The sequence below is a fragment of the Mesorhizobium sp. CNPSo 4684 genome (assembly GCF_057784315.1).
Genome location: NZ_JBWLUX010000010.1, coordinates 105,821 through 119,474, shown reverse-complemented (window position 1 = coordinate 119,474; position 13,654 = coordinate 105,821). Strand labels below are relative to the sequence as shown.

Below are 13,654 nucleotides of genomic sequence, written 5' to 3'. Positions count from 1 at the left end.
ATTAAATCAGATCGGCTTTGGCGAGGTCGCGCATGAGATGGCTGGCGCCGTAGGTCCAGTGTGGGCAATCGGGCGACAGAAGCACGCGATTGACCAGCGCGCCGAATTTCTCCGACGAGATGGTGACGATGTCGCCGACCTTGTGGGTGAAGCCCTTGCCCTTTTCGCCGCGGTCTTTCGACGGCACGAACATGGTGCCGAGATAAAGCGCCAGCCCGTCCGGATATTGGTGGTGTGGCCCCATGGCGGCGGCAACCAGCTCTTCCGGCGAACGGCTGATCTCGGCCATCGAACTCGCGCCCTCGAGCGAGAACCCGTCCTCGCCCTCGACTTTCAGCCGCACAATGGCCTGCTTCACGTCGTCGATGGCGAAGGTGTCGTCGAACAGCCGGATGAACGGGCCGAGCGAAGCCGAGGCATTGTTGTCCTTGGCCTTGCCGAGCAGTAGCGCCGAGCGTCCCTCGATATCCCTGAGATTGACGTCGTTGCCGATGGTGGCGCCAACGATCCTGCCGCTGCTCGCCGCGATCATTGCGATCTCCGGCTCGGGGTTGTTCCAGGTCGACACCGGATGCAGGCCGACATCGGCGCCGAAGCCGACCGACGCCATCGGCTGGCACTTGGTGAAGATCTCGGCGTCGGGCCCGATGCCGACTTCCAGATATTGCGACCAGGCGCCGCGCTGGATCAGCTTCGCCTTGATCTCCATCGCTTCGGGCGAACCGGGCTTCAGCTTCGACAGATCATGGCCGATCAGCCCGGCAATGTCGGCGCGGATGGCGTCGGCCTTTTCGGCCGAGCCGCGCGCCTGCTCCTCGATGACGCGCTCGAGCAGGCTGACCACGAAGGTCACGCCCGATGCCTTCACCGCCTGCAGGTCGACGGGCGAAAGGAGATATGGCTGCGCCGGATCGCGTGTGGCCTGAAAGCTGTTGGCGGCAATCGCCTCGAGCGCGCCGATCGGCTTGCCCTTGGCGGAGCGCACATATCCCGCCGGATCGGCCATCTCGCAGATATCGCGCACGGTTGGCGCGGCGCTTGAGGTGATGTCGAAGACAGTGCCGTCGCGCACCGTGACTACCAGCGGATGCGAGGCATCGCTCACTTTGGCGCGGCCGATGAAGAGCCCGTTGGCGGGAAGCTGCGTTGGCTTCGTCATGGCTTAAGGTCCTTTGACTGATTGCGAATGGGAACTGGCCTGAAGGGCGCGGCACTTTCACCGGATTCCTGCCAAAGGTCTATCCCGTGGCGCAGCCAATTGTCGGTGCTGACATGAAGCCATCTCTTTCAAAAAAATGAAATTGCCACTAGGATTTTCATTTTACGCCATACTCCAGGTGAAGCCTTGCCCACGCCGTTTTCAGTCCCGATCTGGCAAAAGCCGCAGACCGCATCCACCTTTCAGTCGCTCGTCCCGGATGGCACGCTGGTGGATGTCGTCATCGTCGGCGGCGGCTTCATGGGCCTGTCGACGGCCTTGCATGCCGCCCGGCTTGGTCTCGGCGTTCAGGTGCTGGATGCCGGCGAGATCGGCCAGGGCGCCTCGGGCCTCAATGGCGGCCAGGTCATTCCCGGACTGAAATATGATCCCGAATGGCTGCTGGAGCATTTCGGCCCCAAGCGTGGCCAGGCATTGGTCGATTTCGCCGCCTCGACGGCGGATACGGTGTTCAATCTCATCCGTGACGAAAAACTGGCGGTCCCGTTCACGCGCAATGGCTGGATCCAGGCTGCGCACACCGAAACCGCTTTGACAGCGGCAGCGAACCGGGATCGCCAATGGCGGGCACGTGGCGCCGATGTCCGGCTTCTCAGCCAAAGCGAGATCGCTGCGATGACCGGCGCGCAAGGCTATCTCGGCGGCTGGCTCGACCGCCGCGCGGGCATCATCGATCCGCTCGCTTATACGCTGGAACTGGCGCGCATCGCTGCCGCGGCCGGCGCCAGAATTGCCGAGCGGCAGAAGGTGGTGAAGCTGACCAGGGACGCCGGCGTTTGGCGTGTTTCGAGCGCAAACGGCGCCGAAGTGCGAGCCAAGGCGGTTATCCTGGCGACCAATGCCTATTCCGATGGACTGTTGCCTGGTCTCGCCGAGACGATCGTGCCGTTGCATTCCTTCCAGATCGCGACCGCGCCACTGTCGTCCAACCTTGCAGCGGCGATCCTGCCGGAAGGGCAAGCGGTGTCCGACTCCAGGCGCATCCTCGTCTACTATCGCAAGACAGCCGACGGCCGGCTGGTGCTTGGTGGGCGCGGCCGCATGGCGCTGCCCTCCAGCGAAGCGGACTGGGCGCATCTGCAGCGTGCACTTGTGAGGCTCTATCCGGCATTGGCCGATACCCCGATCGAGAAGCGCTGGTTCGGCCGCGTGGCGATGACGCCGGATCACCTGCCGCACATCCACGAACCTGAAAAAGGCTTGCTCGCCGTGGTCGGTTGCCAGGGCAGGGGCGTCGGCGTGATGAGCGCGCTGGGAAAACGCATGGCGGGCTACCTGGCGAACGGTGATGCGGCACAATTGCCGTTCCCGCTGTCGCCGATCCGGCCGATCCCGTTTCATGCCTTCCGGCAGATCGGCGTGGCAGCGACCATTGCCTGGTACCGGATGCTGGACGCCTTCGAGCGCTGATTGTGCGCCGGCCGTTCAGGCTCCGCGGATTCAGCTTGACAGTTTCAGGAATATGAAAAAAGTTAAGTCGATTTCATATTTCCATTGAGCAGTCCGATGTCGAGCATCGTTGCGTCTGAAGCGCCAGCAGGGTCCGGTTCGTCCCGAGGCTTCCGCTTTGCCATGTTGCTGCCGGGCGGACTGGTCACCTTCTTCCTGATCCTGTTTGCTCTTGGCCTGGTGCTGTTCCTCGCCTTGCGCGGCAATGACGGTTCGCTGCTCGGTGCCGGTTTTACGGCAGGCAATTTCATCACCGTGCTCTCCGATCCGCTGTACTGGACGGTGACGTTGCGCTCGCTGGTGATTGCCGGCCTGGTAACGCTGGCGACTGTCATCACCGCCTATCCCGTCGCCTACTATCTCGCGTTCCATGCCGGCCGCCGCCGTGGACTGCTGCTGTTCCTGGTGACCCTGCCGTTCTGGACCAGCTATCTCCTGCGCGTCTTCGCCTGGAAGATCGTGCTGGCCTACAACGGCGTCTTGAACTCGGCGCTGATCGAAAGCGGCATCTGGTCGGAACCGACGCTGGCCTTCCTCAACACACCGGCTGCGGTCGTCGTCACCTTGGCGCACGCCTACGCGCCCTTCGCCATCCTGCCGATCTATGTGGCGCTCGACACCATTCCGAAATCGCTGCTCGAAGCCGCGTCCGATCTCGGCGCCAGGCCGTTCACGGCGTTTCGCCGCGTCGTGCTGCCCAATTCGATGCCGGGCGTGCTGGCGGCAGCCCTGGTCGTCTTCGTGCCGACGGTCGGCGACTATGTCACGCCGGCCATGGTCGGCGGCCCGGCCAGCACCATGATCGGTACGCTGATCCAGTCGCAATTCGGCAAGGCCAATGACTGGCCGTTCGGCGCCGCGCTCTCGGTCTGCGTCATGCTGGTCATCCTTTGCGTGGTGCTGGTCGCGCGCTCTGCCGACCGCAAATTCGGCAGCCGCACATGAACGCGGCGCGCACGGAAGGCGGTCGCTGGCTTGGCGGTTACGTCATCGCCTACTTGGTGTTCCTCTACCTGCCGGTCCTTTTGATCCCGCTGTTTTCCTTCAACAACTCCATCCAGGCAGCGTTTCCGCTGCAGGGCTTCACGCTCGAATGGTATGCCACGCTCTATGGCAATCCGGCCCTGTCCGGCGCGCTTTTGAACAGCCTCGTCATCGGCGTCGTAGCCGCCGCCGGCGCCACGCTCTGCGGCATCACCGTATCCTACATGGACCTCTATGGCCGCTCGCCGCTGGCTGCCACCATCAGCGCCATCTCTAGGCTGCCGATCCTGATCCCCGGCGTCATCGTCGGCATATCGCTGCTTATCCTCGTCAACCTCATCGGCCTCGGCCCGTCGCGGATCGCCATCGTTCTCGGCCACGTACTGGTGGCGCTGCCGACGACGGTGGTGATCATGCGCAGCCGCTTTGCCGCCATCCCGAAAACCATTCGCGAGGCAGCGCTCGATCTCGGCGCGTCCGACTGGACCACGTTCCGGCGGGTGATGCTGCCGCTCAGCCTGCCAGCGATCATTTCGGCCTTCATGCTGGCGTTTCTGATTTCCTTCGACGAGTTCATCGTCGTCTTCTTCCTCGCCGGCACCGAGCCGACGCTGCCGCTCTACATCTGGAGCCAGTTGCGGTTTCCCCGCTCGCTGCCGACCGTCATGGCGCTGGGGACTGCGATCCTCAGCGTGTCTTTCATCATTGCCGGCACTGCCGAATTGCTGCGCCACCGTGGCCTCGGCGCGAAACCATCCTGATGACAACAAAACAAGAGAGGAGAACTGAAATGGCATTCGACCTGACATCTGGCCTGAAATCGATCACCGGAAAGACAGCCCGCACCGGGCTTGCCGCCCTTGCAATCGTCCTGTCCTCGACGGTCGCCTTCGCCGCCGACAAGGTGCAATATTTCACCTGGTCGGGCTATGAACTGCCCGACTTCAATAAGAGCTTCCTCGCCGCGCATCCCGATGGCGTCGAAGCCTCCATCTTCGGCGACGACGACGATGCCTTCACCAAGGTCAAGGCCGGCTTCCGGCCGGACATAGCGCATCCCTGCTACGACAAGGTGGCGCGATGGAACAAGGAAGGTCTGCTGCAGCCAATCGACACCAAGCGCATCAAGAACTGGGATTCGATCTTCCCGGTGTTCAAGAACCTGCCCGACATCCAGGCCGGCGACGGCAAGGTCTGGATGGTGCCGTGGGACTGGGGCAACACCTCGATCCTTTACCGCACCGATCTGGTCAAGAACCCGGAAGCAAGCTGGAACCTTCTGTGGGACAAGCAATATGCCGGCCGCATGGCGACGATCGACGCCGTGCATGATACGCCAATCGTTGCCGCGCTGCTCGCCGGGGTCAATCCGTTCGACATGACGCCGGCTGAGATGGACAAGGTGGCGGAAAAACTGCGAGAGCAGCGCCCGCTGCTGTCCAGCTACACCACCGACATGACCTCGGTCGAACAGGCGCTGGCCAGCGGCCAGCTGGTCGCCGCCATGACCTGGAATGCGTCGGCCACTTCGCTGAAGAAGCAGGGCGTGCCGGTCGAGTTCATGAAGCCGAAGGAGGGCATGCTGACCTGGGCCTGCGGCTTCGTCATGCTCAAGGACGCCAAGAATGTCGACCTCGCCTACGACTTCATCAACAGCCGGCTGGACGCCGACTCGGGTAAGTACCTGATCCAGTCCTACGGCTATGGCAGCTCGCTGAGCACCGCCTTCGCCGGCGTGGCGAAGGACGAACTGGACAAGCTGCAATTGCCGGCGGATCCGGAAGTGATGCTGAAGTCGACCATCTTCACCGGCCCGATGAAGCAGAATGACGATGTGGCGAAGATGTTCGAGAAGGTGAAGGCCGGCGGGTGAGCAGCGCAGACCTCACCTTCTCCCCTTGTGGGAGAAGGTGGATCGGCGCGCAGCGCCGAGACGGATGAGGGGTGCTCCAGCGGAGTGAGACGCTGGCGTTCCCTGGAACACCCCTCATCCGTCGCCTTCGGCGACACCTTCTCCCACAAGGGGAGAAGGGGGAGCCTAGCGGCGCTGCGCCCCGTCGATGTGAGAAGAGAACAAGGACCCACGCATGGACATGCTTGACGAGACCACCGAGAAGCCCAAAGACGATGCCGACACCCGCGTCGGCCGCCGTGTGCGGGCGCTCAGGCTGGAGCGCAATCTGTCGCTGGCCGAGCTTGCGGCCAAGGCCGGCGTGTCGATCGGGGCGCTGAGCCAGATCGAGCGCGGCCTGTCCTCGCTGCGCGTCAAGGTGATCTGGCCGCTGGCCGCGGCCCTCGACATAGAACCCTCGGCGCTGATCACCGACGGCAAGGATGCCGGCAACGATCTCTATTGCGTGCGTGCCGACAAAAGGCGGCAGCTCCCGGTCAAGTCCGAAGGCGTCGCCAAGGCGCTGCTGTCGCCGCCGGGCGCGACGCTGACCGGGCTTCTGGTGACAGTCGAAGCCGATGGTGGCACGGCGGAAGCCTATGCGCATATCGGCCATGAGTTCGGCTACGTCCTGTCGGGCGAGGTCGAGCTGGTGGTGGATTCGACAAAATATGTGCTGAAGAGCGGCGACTCCTTTGCCTTCAAGAGCACGCTTCTGCACGCCTTCCGCAATCCCGGCACCGAGCGCTGCCAGATCCTCTGGGTCAACACCACCAAGCCGTCCGAGGTTCGCGATGGCGCTTGATGCTCTGGTACGCCTGGACAATGTCTCGAAGGTGTTTCCCGGCGGCATTGTCGGGCTCGATGCCGTCGATCTCGACATCATCAGCGGCGAGTTCATCACGCTGCTCGGACCGTCGGGCTGCGGCAAGACCACCAGCCTGCGTGTCATTGCCGGTTTCGAGAGTCCGTCCAGCGGCAAGGTGCTGCTCGACGGCCGCGACATCACCGCGCTCAGGCCCTTCGACCGTCCGGTCAACACCGTGTTCCAGGACTACGCGCTGTTCCCGCATATGAACGTCGCCGAAAATGTCGGCTTCGGCCTGTCGCTGCACAAGCTTTCAGGCAGCGAACAGGCCAAGCGCGTCCGTGAAGCGCTCGACATGGTCGGCCTTGCCGACAAGCTCGGCGCCCGCGTTTCCGAACTGTCGGGCGGCCAGCGCCAGCGTGTCGCACTCGCCCGCGCCATTGTCTGCGAGCCGCGCGTGCTGCTGCTCGACGAGCCGCTGTCGGCGCTCGACGCGCATCTGCGCGAACAGATGCAGGTCGAGCTGAAACGGCTGCAGTCGCGCCTCGGCACCACCTTCGTCATGGTCACCCACGACCAGACCGAAGCGCTGTCGATCTCCGACCGCATCGTCGTCATGAACAAGGGCCGCATCGAGCAGATAGCGCCTCCGGCGACGCTCTACGACCGGCCGGCGACGACATTCGTCGCGAGCTTCATCGGCACGATGAACTTGCTTAAGTCGAGCTTCATCGGCCGCGACGGTGATCGCCTGCGCTTCGCCGCCGGCGGGCTCTCGCTGGAAGCAACATCCGAGACCGGCGATACGCCCGCCGAGGGTGCCGAACGCACCATCGGCGTCCGTCCCGAGGATCTGCTGGCCACCACCGACGCCGCCGCCGGCACCGCGCCGGCGCGCGTCAACTCCATCGTCTTCCACGGCCGCACGCTGCGGCTGCACGCCGAACTCCGGCAGGGGGTGCCGGTGGTGATCGACGCCCCGCGCCAGGCCGAAGGCTTTCAATTCAGCGTCGGCGACGTGGCGCATATCAGTCTGCGCCGTGGCGCCAACTGCCCTATGCTGCCAAGCTGATCCGCCCCAAGATCCAGCGGCGGAGGTTCACTTGTTCTTCGTGGTGGCAGTGGCAGCAATCCGGCGCTGCAAGAACTCTGGCGCAACCTCACCGCACTGATTTCCGACAGCCCGTTAAAACGCTTTCTCACAAACTCCATCGAACCGCATGTCACGCTGCTTCGCGACGAAGCGCGTGTTCCCAAGATCCGGGAGCGATCGATTGACCCAGTCGGCTAGACGGTTCGGGGTTTTGTGCTGATCCACAGTCTCATCGGCAAGAGTGTCTATAAGGAGCGTGGGCGCTGGCGATTGGACGGTCAGGACGATGCCTTGGCCGGCATGTGAGCCGCCCCAAAATCGTCGTCACATAGCGCGCTATATCAATCGTCCTGACACCAGTTGTCAGCTACCGAGCGTCCTAACGGTGGCATGCCGGCATGCGGCCCCCTACTTGGGATGCGTCTGAACAGGAGGAACATCATGACCACTGCGGAACTTGCCAAGGATTTCACCGAACTCCTCAAGCAGGGCGACAGCCACAGCGCTGCCGCGAAATACAATGCCGACGACATCGTCAGCTATGAGGCGATGGAAGGGCCGATGGCTGTCTGCAACGGCAAGGAAGCCGTTAAGCAGAAGGGCGAATGGTGGGAAGCGAACCATGAGGTCCATGGCGGCTCGATCGATGGCCCCTATGTCAACGGCGATCAGTTCGCGCTGCGCTTCAAGTTTGACATTACGCCCAAGGCGACAGGCGAGCGTGTCACCATGGACGAGGTTGGCCTATACACGGTCAAGAACGGCAAGATCACCGAAGAGCGCTTCTACTACTGAGGCCGGAATGCCGCCGGCTCCCGGTTCGCTTGCGTGATTGAAGAATGGCGGCCGGGACACTGTCCTGGCCGCCGGGCGAAAAACTCAAATCGTCTTCACATATTGCGCCAGCTGATCGGCCACCGTGCCCCAGCCATCGAAGAAGCCCATCTCTTCATGGTTGTTGCGGGTGGCCGCGTCGCGGTGGATGGCGGTTGCGGTGTAGCGCGTGCCCTTGCCGTCCGGCTTAAGCGAAATGACCGCGGTGATGAAGGGCTCGCCCGACGGCCGGTAGCCCGGCAGCAGCGCATCCGTCCACACCAGCCGCTCGTTCTCCACGATGTCGAGATAGCAGCAACGGCGGTCGTTGACCTCTGTGCCGTCGGGCGACTGCATGCGTGTGCGGAACAGCCCGCCTGGCCTAAGATCGATCTCGCAATCGGTGATCAGCCACGGCTTTGGCGTGAACCATTGCTTGACATGCTCCGGCACCGTCATGGCGCGCCACAAGAGTTCGCGCGGCGCGTCGAGCACGCGCTCCAGCGTCAGATCCAGTCTGGGGTCGGGCTTGAAGGGATAGCTCACCTTTCCTGCTCCTTGAGGCTCATCACATAGGCGTCGAACTGGTCGAGGCGGCGCTCCCACAGCGTGCGCTGTTCGGCCAGCCAGTTCTCGGCGAGCTGCAGCGGCTCGGGCGCCAGCTGATAGGTCCTGGTGCGGCCGATCTTTTCCGATCGCACCAGCCCGCAGCCTTCCAGCACCTTGAGATGCTCGATGAAGGAAGGCAGCGCCATCTCGAAAGGCTGCGCCAGCTCGCTGACCGAGGCCGGGCTGCGATTCAACCGCTCGACCACGCGCCGCCGCGTCGGGTCGGCCAGCGCGCGAAAGATGCCGTCGATCGGCGTGGGGGCGGGGAGTTGCAGACCGGCCATCACGACGCCCGCTCCACATGATAGGTGAGCACCACAGCGCCATTGCCGAAGGCGCGCGTGTCGACCAGCTTGAGGTCGGTCGCGTCCTCCGTCCCGTCGAAAAGCTGCGCGCCGCTGCCCAGGATGACGGGGAACACCATCAGCCGGTATTCGTCGACGAGATCATGCTGCTTGAGCGCGTTGACCAGCCTGCGGCTGCCGCCAACCAAGATATCGCCTTTCATCTCCCACTTGAGTTTGCGGATCGCGGCGATCGGCTCGCCTTGCAGCAGGGTGGTGTTGTTCCATGCCGGATTCTTCAGCGTTGAGGAGACGACATATTTCGCCATGCCGTTCATCCGGTCGGCGAAGGGCCCTTTGTAGGTCGGCCAGGCGCCGGCGAAGCTTTCATAGGTCACCCGTCCGATGAGCAGCGCTTCGTGGTCGAGCACCTCCTGGAATTTGTAGTCGATCATGCCGGCCTCGTGGCGCTTGCCGACCCAGTTGGTGTGTCGGAAACCCGGCTCGCCGCCCGGCGCTTCCGTCACGCCATCGAGGGAGATCAATTCCGACACAACGATCCTAGCCATGACTTTTCCTCTGCCGATTTCGCAAACACTTAGGAAAATTCCTTAGTATTGGCAAGCCCTAAAAATGCGCTGAGGTGGCCGAGGCGCTGGCAAAGCGGGAAGGGCGGTTTTAGGCTGTTGGCGGATTCGACCGTCAGCCCAAGGGAAGCGCGTTTTGACCATCACCATGTACGGCATCACCACTTGCGACACGATCAGGAAGGCGCGCACCTGGCTGGAGGGCCACGATGTGCCTTACCGTTTCCACGATTACCGGGCCGAAGGGATAGAGGCTGAAAAGCTGGATGGCTGGGTCGGCAAGGTCGGCTGGGAAAAGCTGCTCAACAAGGGCAGCACGACGTTTCGCGAGCTCCCGGACAAGGACAAGGCCGGCCTCGACGAGAAGAAGGCCAAGAAGCTGATGCTGGCCAAGCCGACCATGATCAAGCGTCCGGTGCTTGAGGTGGGGGATCGGATTTTGGTTGGGTTCAAGGCCGATGTTTATGAGGCGGAAGTGGGGAAGTAGATCTTCACCGCCGCGATCCTTCGCGCCCCCCTCTGTCCTGCCGGACATCTCCCCCACGAGGGGGGAGATTGGCGGTATTGGCGCCTCGCTTATCCTGCAACGTTGGTGATTGGCGAAAGCTCGCGTGACGTCTGATCTCCCCCCATGTGGGGGAGATGTCCGGCAGGACAGAGGGGGGCGCTGTCCCGCCGGCTTCTAAATTCCGATCGGCTCAGTCCGTCCCACGCAAATGCCCCGCCAGCGCCACCGCATTGTTGTGCGCTTCATCATGCGCGCCGTAGAGCAGCGTCACGCGGCCCTTGCCGAGCAGGTCACGGAGCTGCGCCACCGCCTCGCCGTTCCCGTCCAGCTCGACCGCATACCGCTTCCGAAACTCCGCCCACCGAGCCGGCTCATGCCCGAACCATTTTCGCAATTCATCGCTCGGCGCGATGTCCTTCAGCCACAGCGTCAGCGCGGCGCTCTCCTTGCTGATACCACGTGGCCAGATGCGATCGACCAGCACCCGCTGCCCGTCATCGGGCGCGGGTGGCTCGTAGATGCGCTTGACCGTCAGGTCGAAACCCATCCGACCCTCCGCAAGCTCAGGCCCATTCGCCCTTGCGCATCACCGGCACGCGAGCGCCGTCCTTGTGGACGCCGTCTATATCGATCTTGTCCGAGCCGATCATCCAGTCGATGTGGACAAAACTCTTGTTGCCGCCGCGCTGGGCGAGCTCGTCCTGGCTGAGCGAGGCGCCGTCGACGAAGCATTTCGAGTAGCACTGCCCGAGCGCGATGTGGCAGGCGGCGTTCTCGTCGAACAGCGTGTTGAAGAACAGCAGGCCGCTGGCCGAGATCGGTGAGGAATGCGGCACCAGCGCCACTTCGCCGAGACGGCGCGCGCCCTCGTCGGTGTCGAGCACCTTCTTCAGCACGTCCTCGCCCTTCGAAGCCTTGGCCTCGACGATCCTACCCTCCTCGAAACGCACCGAAATGTCGTCGATTAGCGTGCCCTGGTAGGACAGCGGCTTGGTCGAGGAGACATGTCCGGAGACGCGCCGTGCATGCGGCGTGGTGAAGACTTCCTCGGTCGGGATGTTCGGGTTGCAGGTGACGCCGTTCTTGGCCGTCGAGGCGCCGCCCATCCATTCGTGGCCGTCAGCCAGCCCGACGGTGAGGTCGGTGCCCGGCCCGGTGAAATGCAGCGCATGGAAATTGTGGCCGTTCAGCCACTCGGTGCGGCCGCGCAGCGCTGCATTGTGCGCTTTCCAATTGCCGATCGGATCCTCGACATCGACCCGCGATGCCGAAAAGATGGCATCGGCGAGCTTGACCACGGCGACATCGTCGGCATCGCCGGGGAAGACCTGCTTGGCCCAGGCGAGATCGGGATAGGCGACGATGTTCCAGTTGATGTCGAAGCCGGTGATCTTCTCCAGCGCCGGCTGGTAGGCCATCGAGTTCGCCTTGTTGGCGCGCGCCACCTTGGCCGGGTCCTGCCCCGACAACAGCGACGGGTCCTCGCCGCGCACGGCAAGCCGCGCCGCATTGTTGGAAAAGGCCTTCGCCATTCCCTCATACATCCAGCCGGCGGCGCGGTCGAAGCCGGCATCCGCGCCGTAGCGGAAGCGCGCCAGCGTGATCTCGTCATCGTTGAAGATCGGCGTCACCAGCCCCGCGCCGGCCTTGTAGGCATGCTCGACGATACGCCTGGTCAGCGGTAGCGCGGCGATCGACGAGGTCAGCACCAGATCCTGCCCCGGCTGCAATTGCAGCCCGACCTTGATGGCGACTTCCGCCAGCCTGTCGAGCTTCACCGGGTCGATGGTTGCGGAAACGCCGCGCGAATGTGTGGTCATAATCCTGCCTGCCTTGGTCTTGGGGTGAAGCTTCCAACATAGAGCGGCGCGGTTATGCTTTCCAGCACCGTCGCGGCAGCGAGCTTTACGCCGCACTCTCCAGCGCACTGAACTGCGCCATGGTCTGCGCGATCTCCTCGCGGATCCAGACCTTGAAATCCCGCACCTTGCGGCTTTCGGCCTTGCTGGCCGAGGTGACCATCCAGTAGCCGAGCCCGCTGTCCACGCGGACGCCGAAAGGCGCGACCAGCCGGCCATCGGCCAATGCGTCAGCGGCCAGCAACTGCCACGCAAGCATCACGCCATGCCCGGCGATCGCCGATTCCAGGCACAGCATCGGGTCGGTAAAACGCGCGCCCTTGCGGAAGGTGACCGGTTCGACGCCGGCGGCTTCAAACCAGCTCTCCCAGTTGATCATCGTCCGCTCGTCGGTGATGGCGCAGGTCTTCGCCAGATCCTCGATCGCGTGAAGCCTGCTGGCGATCGACGGCGCGCACACCGGGAACACTTCCTGCGCCAGCAGAAGTTCGTCCCTTCCGGCCGGCCAGGTGCCATCACCCATCCGGATGGCGATGTCGACGTCGGAATGGTCAAGATCAGCCAGCTGAGCCGAGGCGTCGATGCGCAACAGCACGTTCGGGTGCCGATCGAAATGCCGCGACAGCCTGGGCAGCAGCCATTTCGAGGCGAAGGCCGGCGCTACCGAAACCACCAGCGTGCACTGGTTTGCCTCGTCGGCAAGCGCCACCGCCTGCGCAAGTTCGCGAAAACCGGCGCCCAGCCTGGCGGAAAACACCCTGCCGAATTCGGTCAGCACCAGACCGCTTGCCGTGCGTTCGAATAGCGCCTGTCCGAGTTGCTTTTCGGTGCGGTTGATCTGCTGGCTGACGGCGCTGACAGAGACGTTGAGTTCGCCGGCGGCCGCCGCGAGCGAGCCGAGGCGGGCAACGGTTTCGACGGCGCGCAAGCCGTTGAGATGGACGCGGTTCAGCATAGCCATTTCAGTTTTTCTAAACCGCTACGGCTGAAATCTCAATTGAAAGACAGCCCGACAAGGCAGATTTTAGCGGGACAGTCAGACCGAGACAGTGGGTCTTAGACAGTCAGACTAAGGAGGCGAGGATGGTGACGCTCCTATCATTGCTCAAGATCTTTGCGGCCGTGGGCGCGCGGCGGGCCCCGCGCCAAAATGGCGATGTCCTAAATTGGGCGACCGATCCGCTGTCTCATCCGGTGCTCGACACCATGTCGGAGCGCGAACTCGGCGACATCCCGTTCCGACTGACGGCGCGGCGCACCGCTTATGAGACGAGCGCGGTCGCTTGAAACGGCCGATTGCCAGAACTTTGCGCTGCCCCTCACCTGCCTGCCGGCATCCTCTCCCCGTATAGTGACGGGGAGAGGGTCGCTCTCGTCCACGATTTCGCCAATCTCCAGCGTTGCAAGCATTGCGCCAACGCTGCGGCCAGCCCCTTCTCCCCGTCACTATACGGGGAGAAGTGCCCGGCAGGGCGATAAGGGGCAGCGCAGGCGCTGTGAATTTCTGCGCTTATAGGGCCAAGACATTCGAGGCGCTTGCGTCGCTCTGC

At 63.4% G+C, this 13,654-nt stretch carries 16 protein-coding genes; 9 read left to right on the top strand and 7 right to left on the bottom strand.

Annotated features, from left to right (window positions below):
• Position 1: 1 nt before the first annotated feature.
• Positions 2–1,159, bottom strand: a complete 1,158-nt coding sequence (locus AC04SG_RS11465) for a fumarylacetoacetate hydrolase family protein (protein WP_488551106.1) — start codon at positions 1,157–1,159, stop codon at positions 2–4.
• Positions 1,160–1,345: 186 nt separating this feature from the next.
• On the opposite strand from AC04SG_RS11465, the gene AC04SG_RS11460 reads away from it, so the two are divergent.
• The 7 genes from AC04SG_RS11460 (at position 1,346) to AC04SG_RS11430 (ending at position 8,239) form a co-directional block, all read left to right on the top strand.
• Positions 1,346–2,629, top strand: a complete 1,284-nt coding sequence (locus tag AC04SG_RS11460; protein ID WP_488551105.1) for an NAD(P)/FAD-dependent oxidoreductase — start codon at positions 1,346–1,348, stop codon at positions 2,627–2,629.
• Between the two features lie 96 nt (positions 2,630–2,725).
• Positions 2,726–3,613, top strand: a complete 888-nt coding sequence (locus tag AC04SG_RS11455; protein ID WP_488551104.1) for an ABC transporter permease — start codon at positions 2,726–2,728, stop codon at positions 3,611–3,613.
• Positions 3,610–4,413, top strand: a complete 804-nt coding sequence (locus AC04SG_RS11450; protein ID WP_488551103.1) for an ABC transporter permease — start codon at positions 3,610–3,612, stop codon at positions 4,411–4,413. The genes AC04SG_RS11455 and AC04SG_RS11450 overlap by 4 nt, the downstream gene beginning before the upstream one ends.
• A 29-nt stretch (positions 4,414–4,442) precedes the next feature.
• A complete protein-coding gene (locus tag AC04SG_RS11445; RefSeq protein WP_488551102.1) occupies positions 4,443–5,525 on the top strand; it encodes an ABC transporter substrate-binding protein in 1,083 nt (360 codons plus the stop codon).
• Between the two features lie 214 nt (positions 5,526–5,739).
• Positions 5,740–6,348 (top strand): helix-turn-helix domain-containing protein, encoded by a 609-nt coding sequence (locus AC04SG_RS11440; protein ID WP_488551101.1) that lies wholly within the window; start codon positions 5,740–5,742, stop codon positions 6,346–6,348.
• On the top strand, positions 6,338–7,423 hold the full coding sequence (locus AC04SG_RS11435) for an ABC transporter ATP-binding protein (RefSeq protein ID WP_488551100.1): 1,086 nt from the start codon (positions 6,338–6,340) through the stop codon (positions 7,421–7,423). The genes AC04SG_RS11440 and AC04SG_RS11435 overlap by 11 nt, the downstream gene beginning before the upstream one ends.
• Before the next feature lie 462 nt (positions 7,424–7,885).
• Positions 7,886–8,239: a SnoaL-like domain-containing protein gene (locus tag AC04SG_RS11430; protein ID WP_488551099.1), complete on the top strand. Its 354-nt coding sequence runs from the start codon at positions 7,886–7,888 to the stop codon at positions 8,237–8,239.
• An 84-nt stretch (positions 8,240–8,323) separates the two neighbouring features.
• On the opposite strand, the gene AC04SG_RS11425 is transcribed toward AC04SG_RS11430, so the two are convergent.
• Genes AC04SG_RS11425 through AC04SG_RS11415 form a run of 3 tightly spaced genes read right to left on the bottom strand, consistent with a single transcriptional unit; the run spans position 8,324 to position 9,719 of the window.
• Complete coding sequence (locus AC04SG_RS11425) at positions 8,324–8,803, bottom strand: SRPBCC family protein (RefSeq protein ID WP_488551098.1); 480 nt, start codon at positions 8,801–8,803, stop codon at positions 8,324–8,326.
• Positions 8,800–9,150, bottom strand: a complete 351-nt coding sequence (locus AC04SG_RS11420) for an ArsR/SmtB family transcription factor (protein WP_488551097.1) — start codon at positions 9,148–9,150, stop codon at positions 8,800–8,802. Before AC04SG_RS11420 ends, AC04SG_RS11425 begins: the two co-directional genes overlap by 4 nt.
• The gene (locus AC04SG_RS11415) at positions 9,150–9,719 is read right to left on the bottom strand and encodes a dihydrofolate reductase family protein (protein WP_488551096.1); all 570 of its coding nucleotides are present in this window, start codon (positions 9,717–9,719) and stop codon (positions 9,150–9,152) included. The genes AC04SG_RS11420 and AC04SG_RS11415 overlap by 1 nt, the downstream gene beginning before the upstream one ends.
• Before the next feature lie 154 nt (positions 9,720–9,873).
• Between AC04SG_RS11415 and AC04SG_RS11410 the strand changes: the two genes are divergently transcribed.
• Complete coding sequence (locus AC04SG_RS11410; protein ID WP_488551095.1) at positions 9,874–10,224, top strand: ArsC family reductase; 351 nt, start codon at positions 9,874–9,876, stop codon at positions 10,222–10,224.
• Positions 10,225–10,435: 211 nt separating this feature from the next.
• Here the strand turns inward: AC04SG_RS11410 and AC04SG_RS11405 are convergent, their stop codons facing one another.
• The 3 genes from AC04SG_RS11405 to AC04SG_RS11395 all read right to left on the bottom strand — a co-directional run bounded on the left by AC04SG_RS11405 (position 10,436) and on the right by AC04SG_RS11395 (position 13,065).
• Complete coding sequence (locus AC04SG_RS11405; RefSeq protein ID WP_488551094.1) at positions 10,436–10,792, bottom strand: DUF488 domain-containing protein; 357 nt, start codon at positions 10,790–10,792, stop codon at positions 10,436–10,438.
• Between the two features lie 16 nt (positions 10,793–10,808).
• Positions 10,809–12,065: an aminopeptidase gene (locus AC04SG_RS11400; protein ID WP_488551093.1), complete on the bottom strand. Its 1,257-nt coding sequence runs from the start codon at positions 12,063–12,065 to the stop codon at positions 10,809–10,811.
• Positions 12,066–12,150: 85 nt separating this feature from the next.
• Positions 12,151–13,065, bottom strand: a complete 915-nt coding sequence (locus tag AC04SG_RS11395) for a LysR substrate-binding domain-containing protein (protein WP_488551092.1) — start codon at positions 13,063–13,065, stop codon at positions 12,151–12,153.
• 122 nt (positions 13,066–13,187) lie between these two features.
• On the opposite strand from AC04SG_RS11395, the gene AC04SG_RS11390 reads away from it, so the two are divergent.
• A complete protein-coding gene (locus tag AC04SG_RS11390) occupies positions 13,188–13,391 on the top strand; it encodes a hypothetical protein (RefSeq protein WP_488551091.1) in 204 nt (67 codons plus the stop codon).
• The last annotated feature ends 263 nt before the right edge of the window (positions 13,392–13,654 follow it).

Bases quoted from the DNA above. Each gene is read 5' to 3' on its own strand.
- AC04SG_RS11465 (WP_488551106.1), bottom strand. From the start codon at position 1,159: ATGACGAAGCCAACGCAGCTTCCCGCCAACGGGCTCTTCATCGGCCGC.
- AC04SG_RS11455 (WP_488551104.1), top strand. From the start codon at position 2,726: ATGTCGAGCATCGTTGCGTCTGAAGCGCCAGCAGGGTCCGGTTCGTCC.
- AC04SG_RS11450 (WP_488551103.1), top strand. From the start codon at position 3,610: ATGAACGCGGCGCGCACGGAAGGCGGTCGCTGGCTTGGCGGTTACGTC.
- AC04SG_RS11445 (WP_488551102.1), top strand. From the start codon at position 4,443: ATGGCATTCGACCTGACATCTGGCCTGAAATCGATCACCGGAAAGACA.
- AC04SG_RS11440 (WP_488551101.1), top strand. From the start codon at position 5,740: ATGGACATGCTTGACGAGACCACCGAGAAGCCCAAAGACGATGCCGAC.
- AC04SG_RS11435 (WP_488551100.1), top strand. From the start codon at position 6,338: ATGGCGCTTGATGCTCTGGTACGCCTGGACAATGTCTCGAAGGTGTTT.
- AC04SG_RS11430 (WP_488551099.1), top strand. From the start codon at position 7,886: ATGACCACTGCGGAACTTGCCAAGGATTTCACCGAACTCCTCAAGCAG.
- AC04SG_RS11420 (WP_488551097.1), bottom strand. From the start codon at position 9,150: ATGGCCGGTCTGCAACTCCCCGCCCCCACGCCGATCGACGGCATCTTT.
- AC04SG_RS11415 (WP_488551096.1), bottom strand. From the start codon at position 9,719: ATGGCTAGGATCGTTGTGTCGGAATTGATCTCCCTCGATGGCGTGACG.
- AC04SG_RS11405 (WP_488551094.1), bottom strand. From the start codon at position 10,792: ATGGGTTTCGACCTGACGGTCAAGCGCATCTACGAGCCACCCGCGCCC.
- AC04SG_RS11400 (WP_488551093.1), bottom strand. From the start codon at position 12,065: ATGACCACACATTCGCGCGGCGTTTCCGCAACCATCGACCCGGTGAAG.
- AC04SG_RS11395 (WP_488551092.1), bottom strand. From the start codon at position 13,065: ATGGCTATGCTGAACCGCGTCCATCTCAACGGCTTGCGCGCCGTCGAA.
- AC04SG_RS11390 (WP_488551091.1), top strand. From the start codon at position 13,188: ATGGTGACGCTCCTATCATTGCTCAAGATCTTTGCGGCCGTGGGCGCG.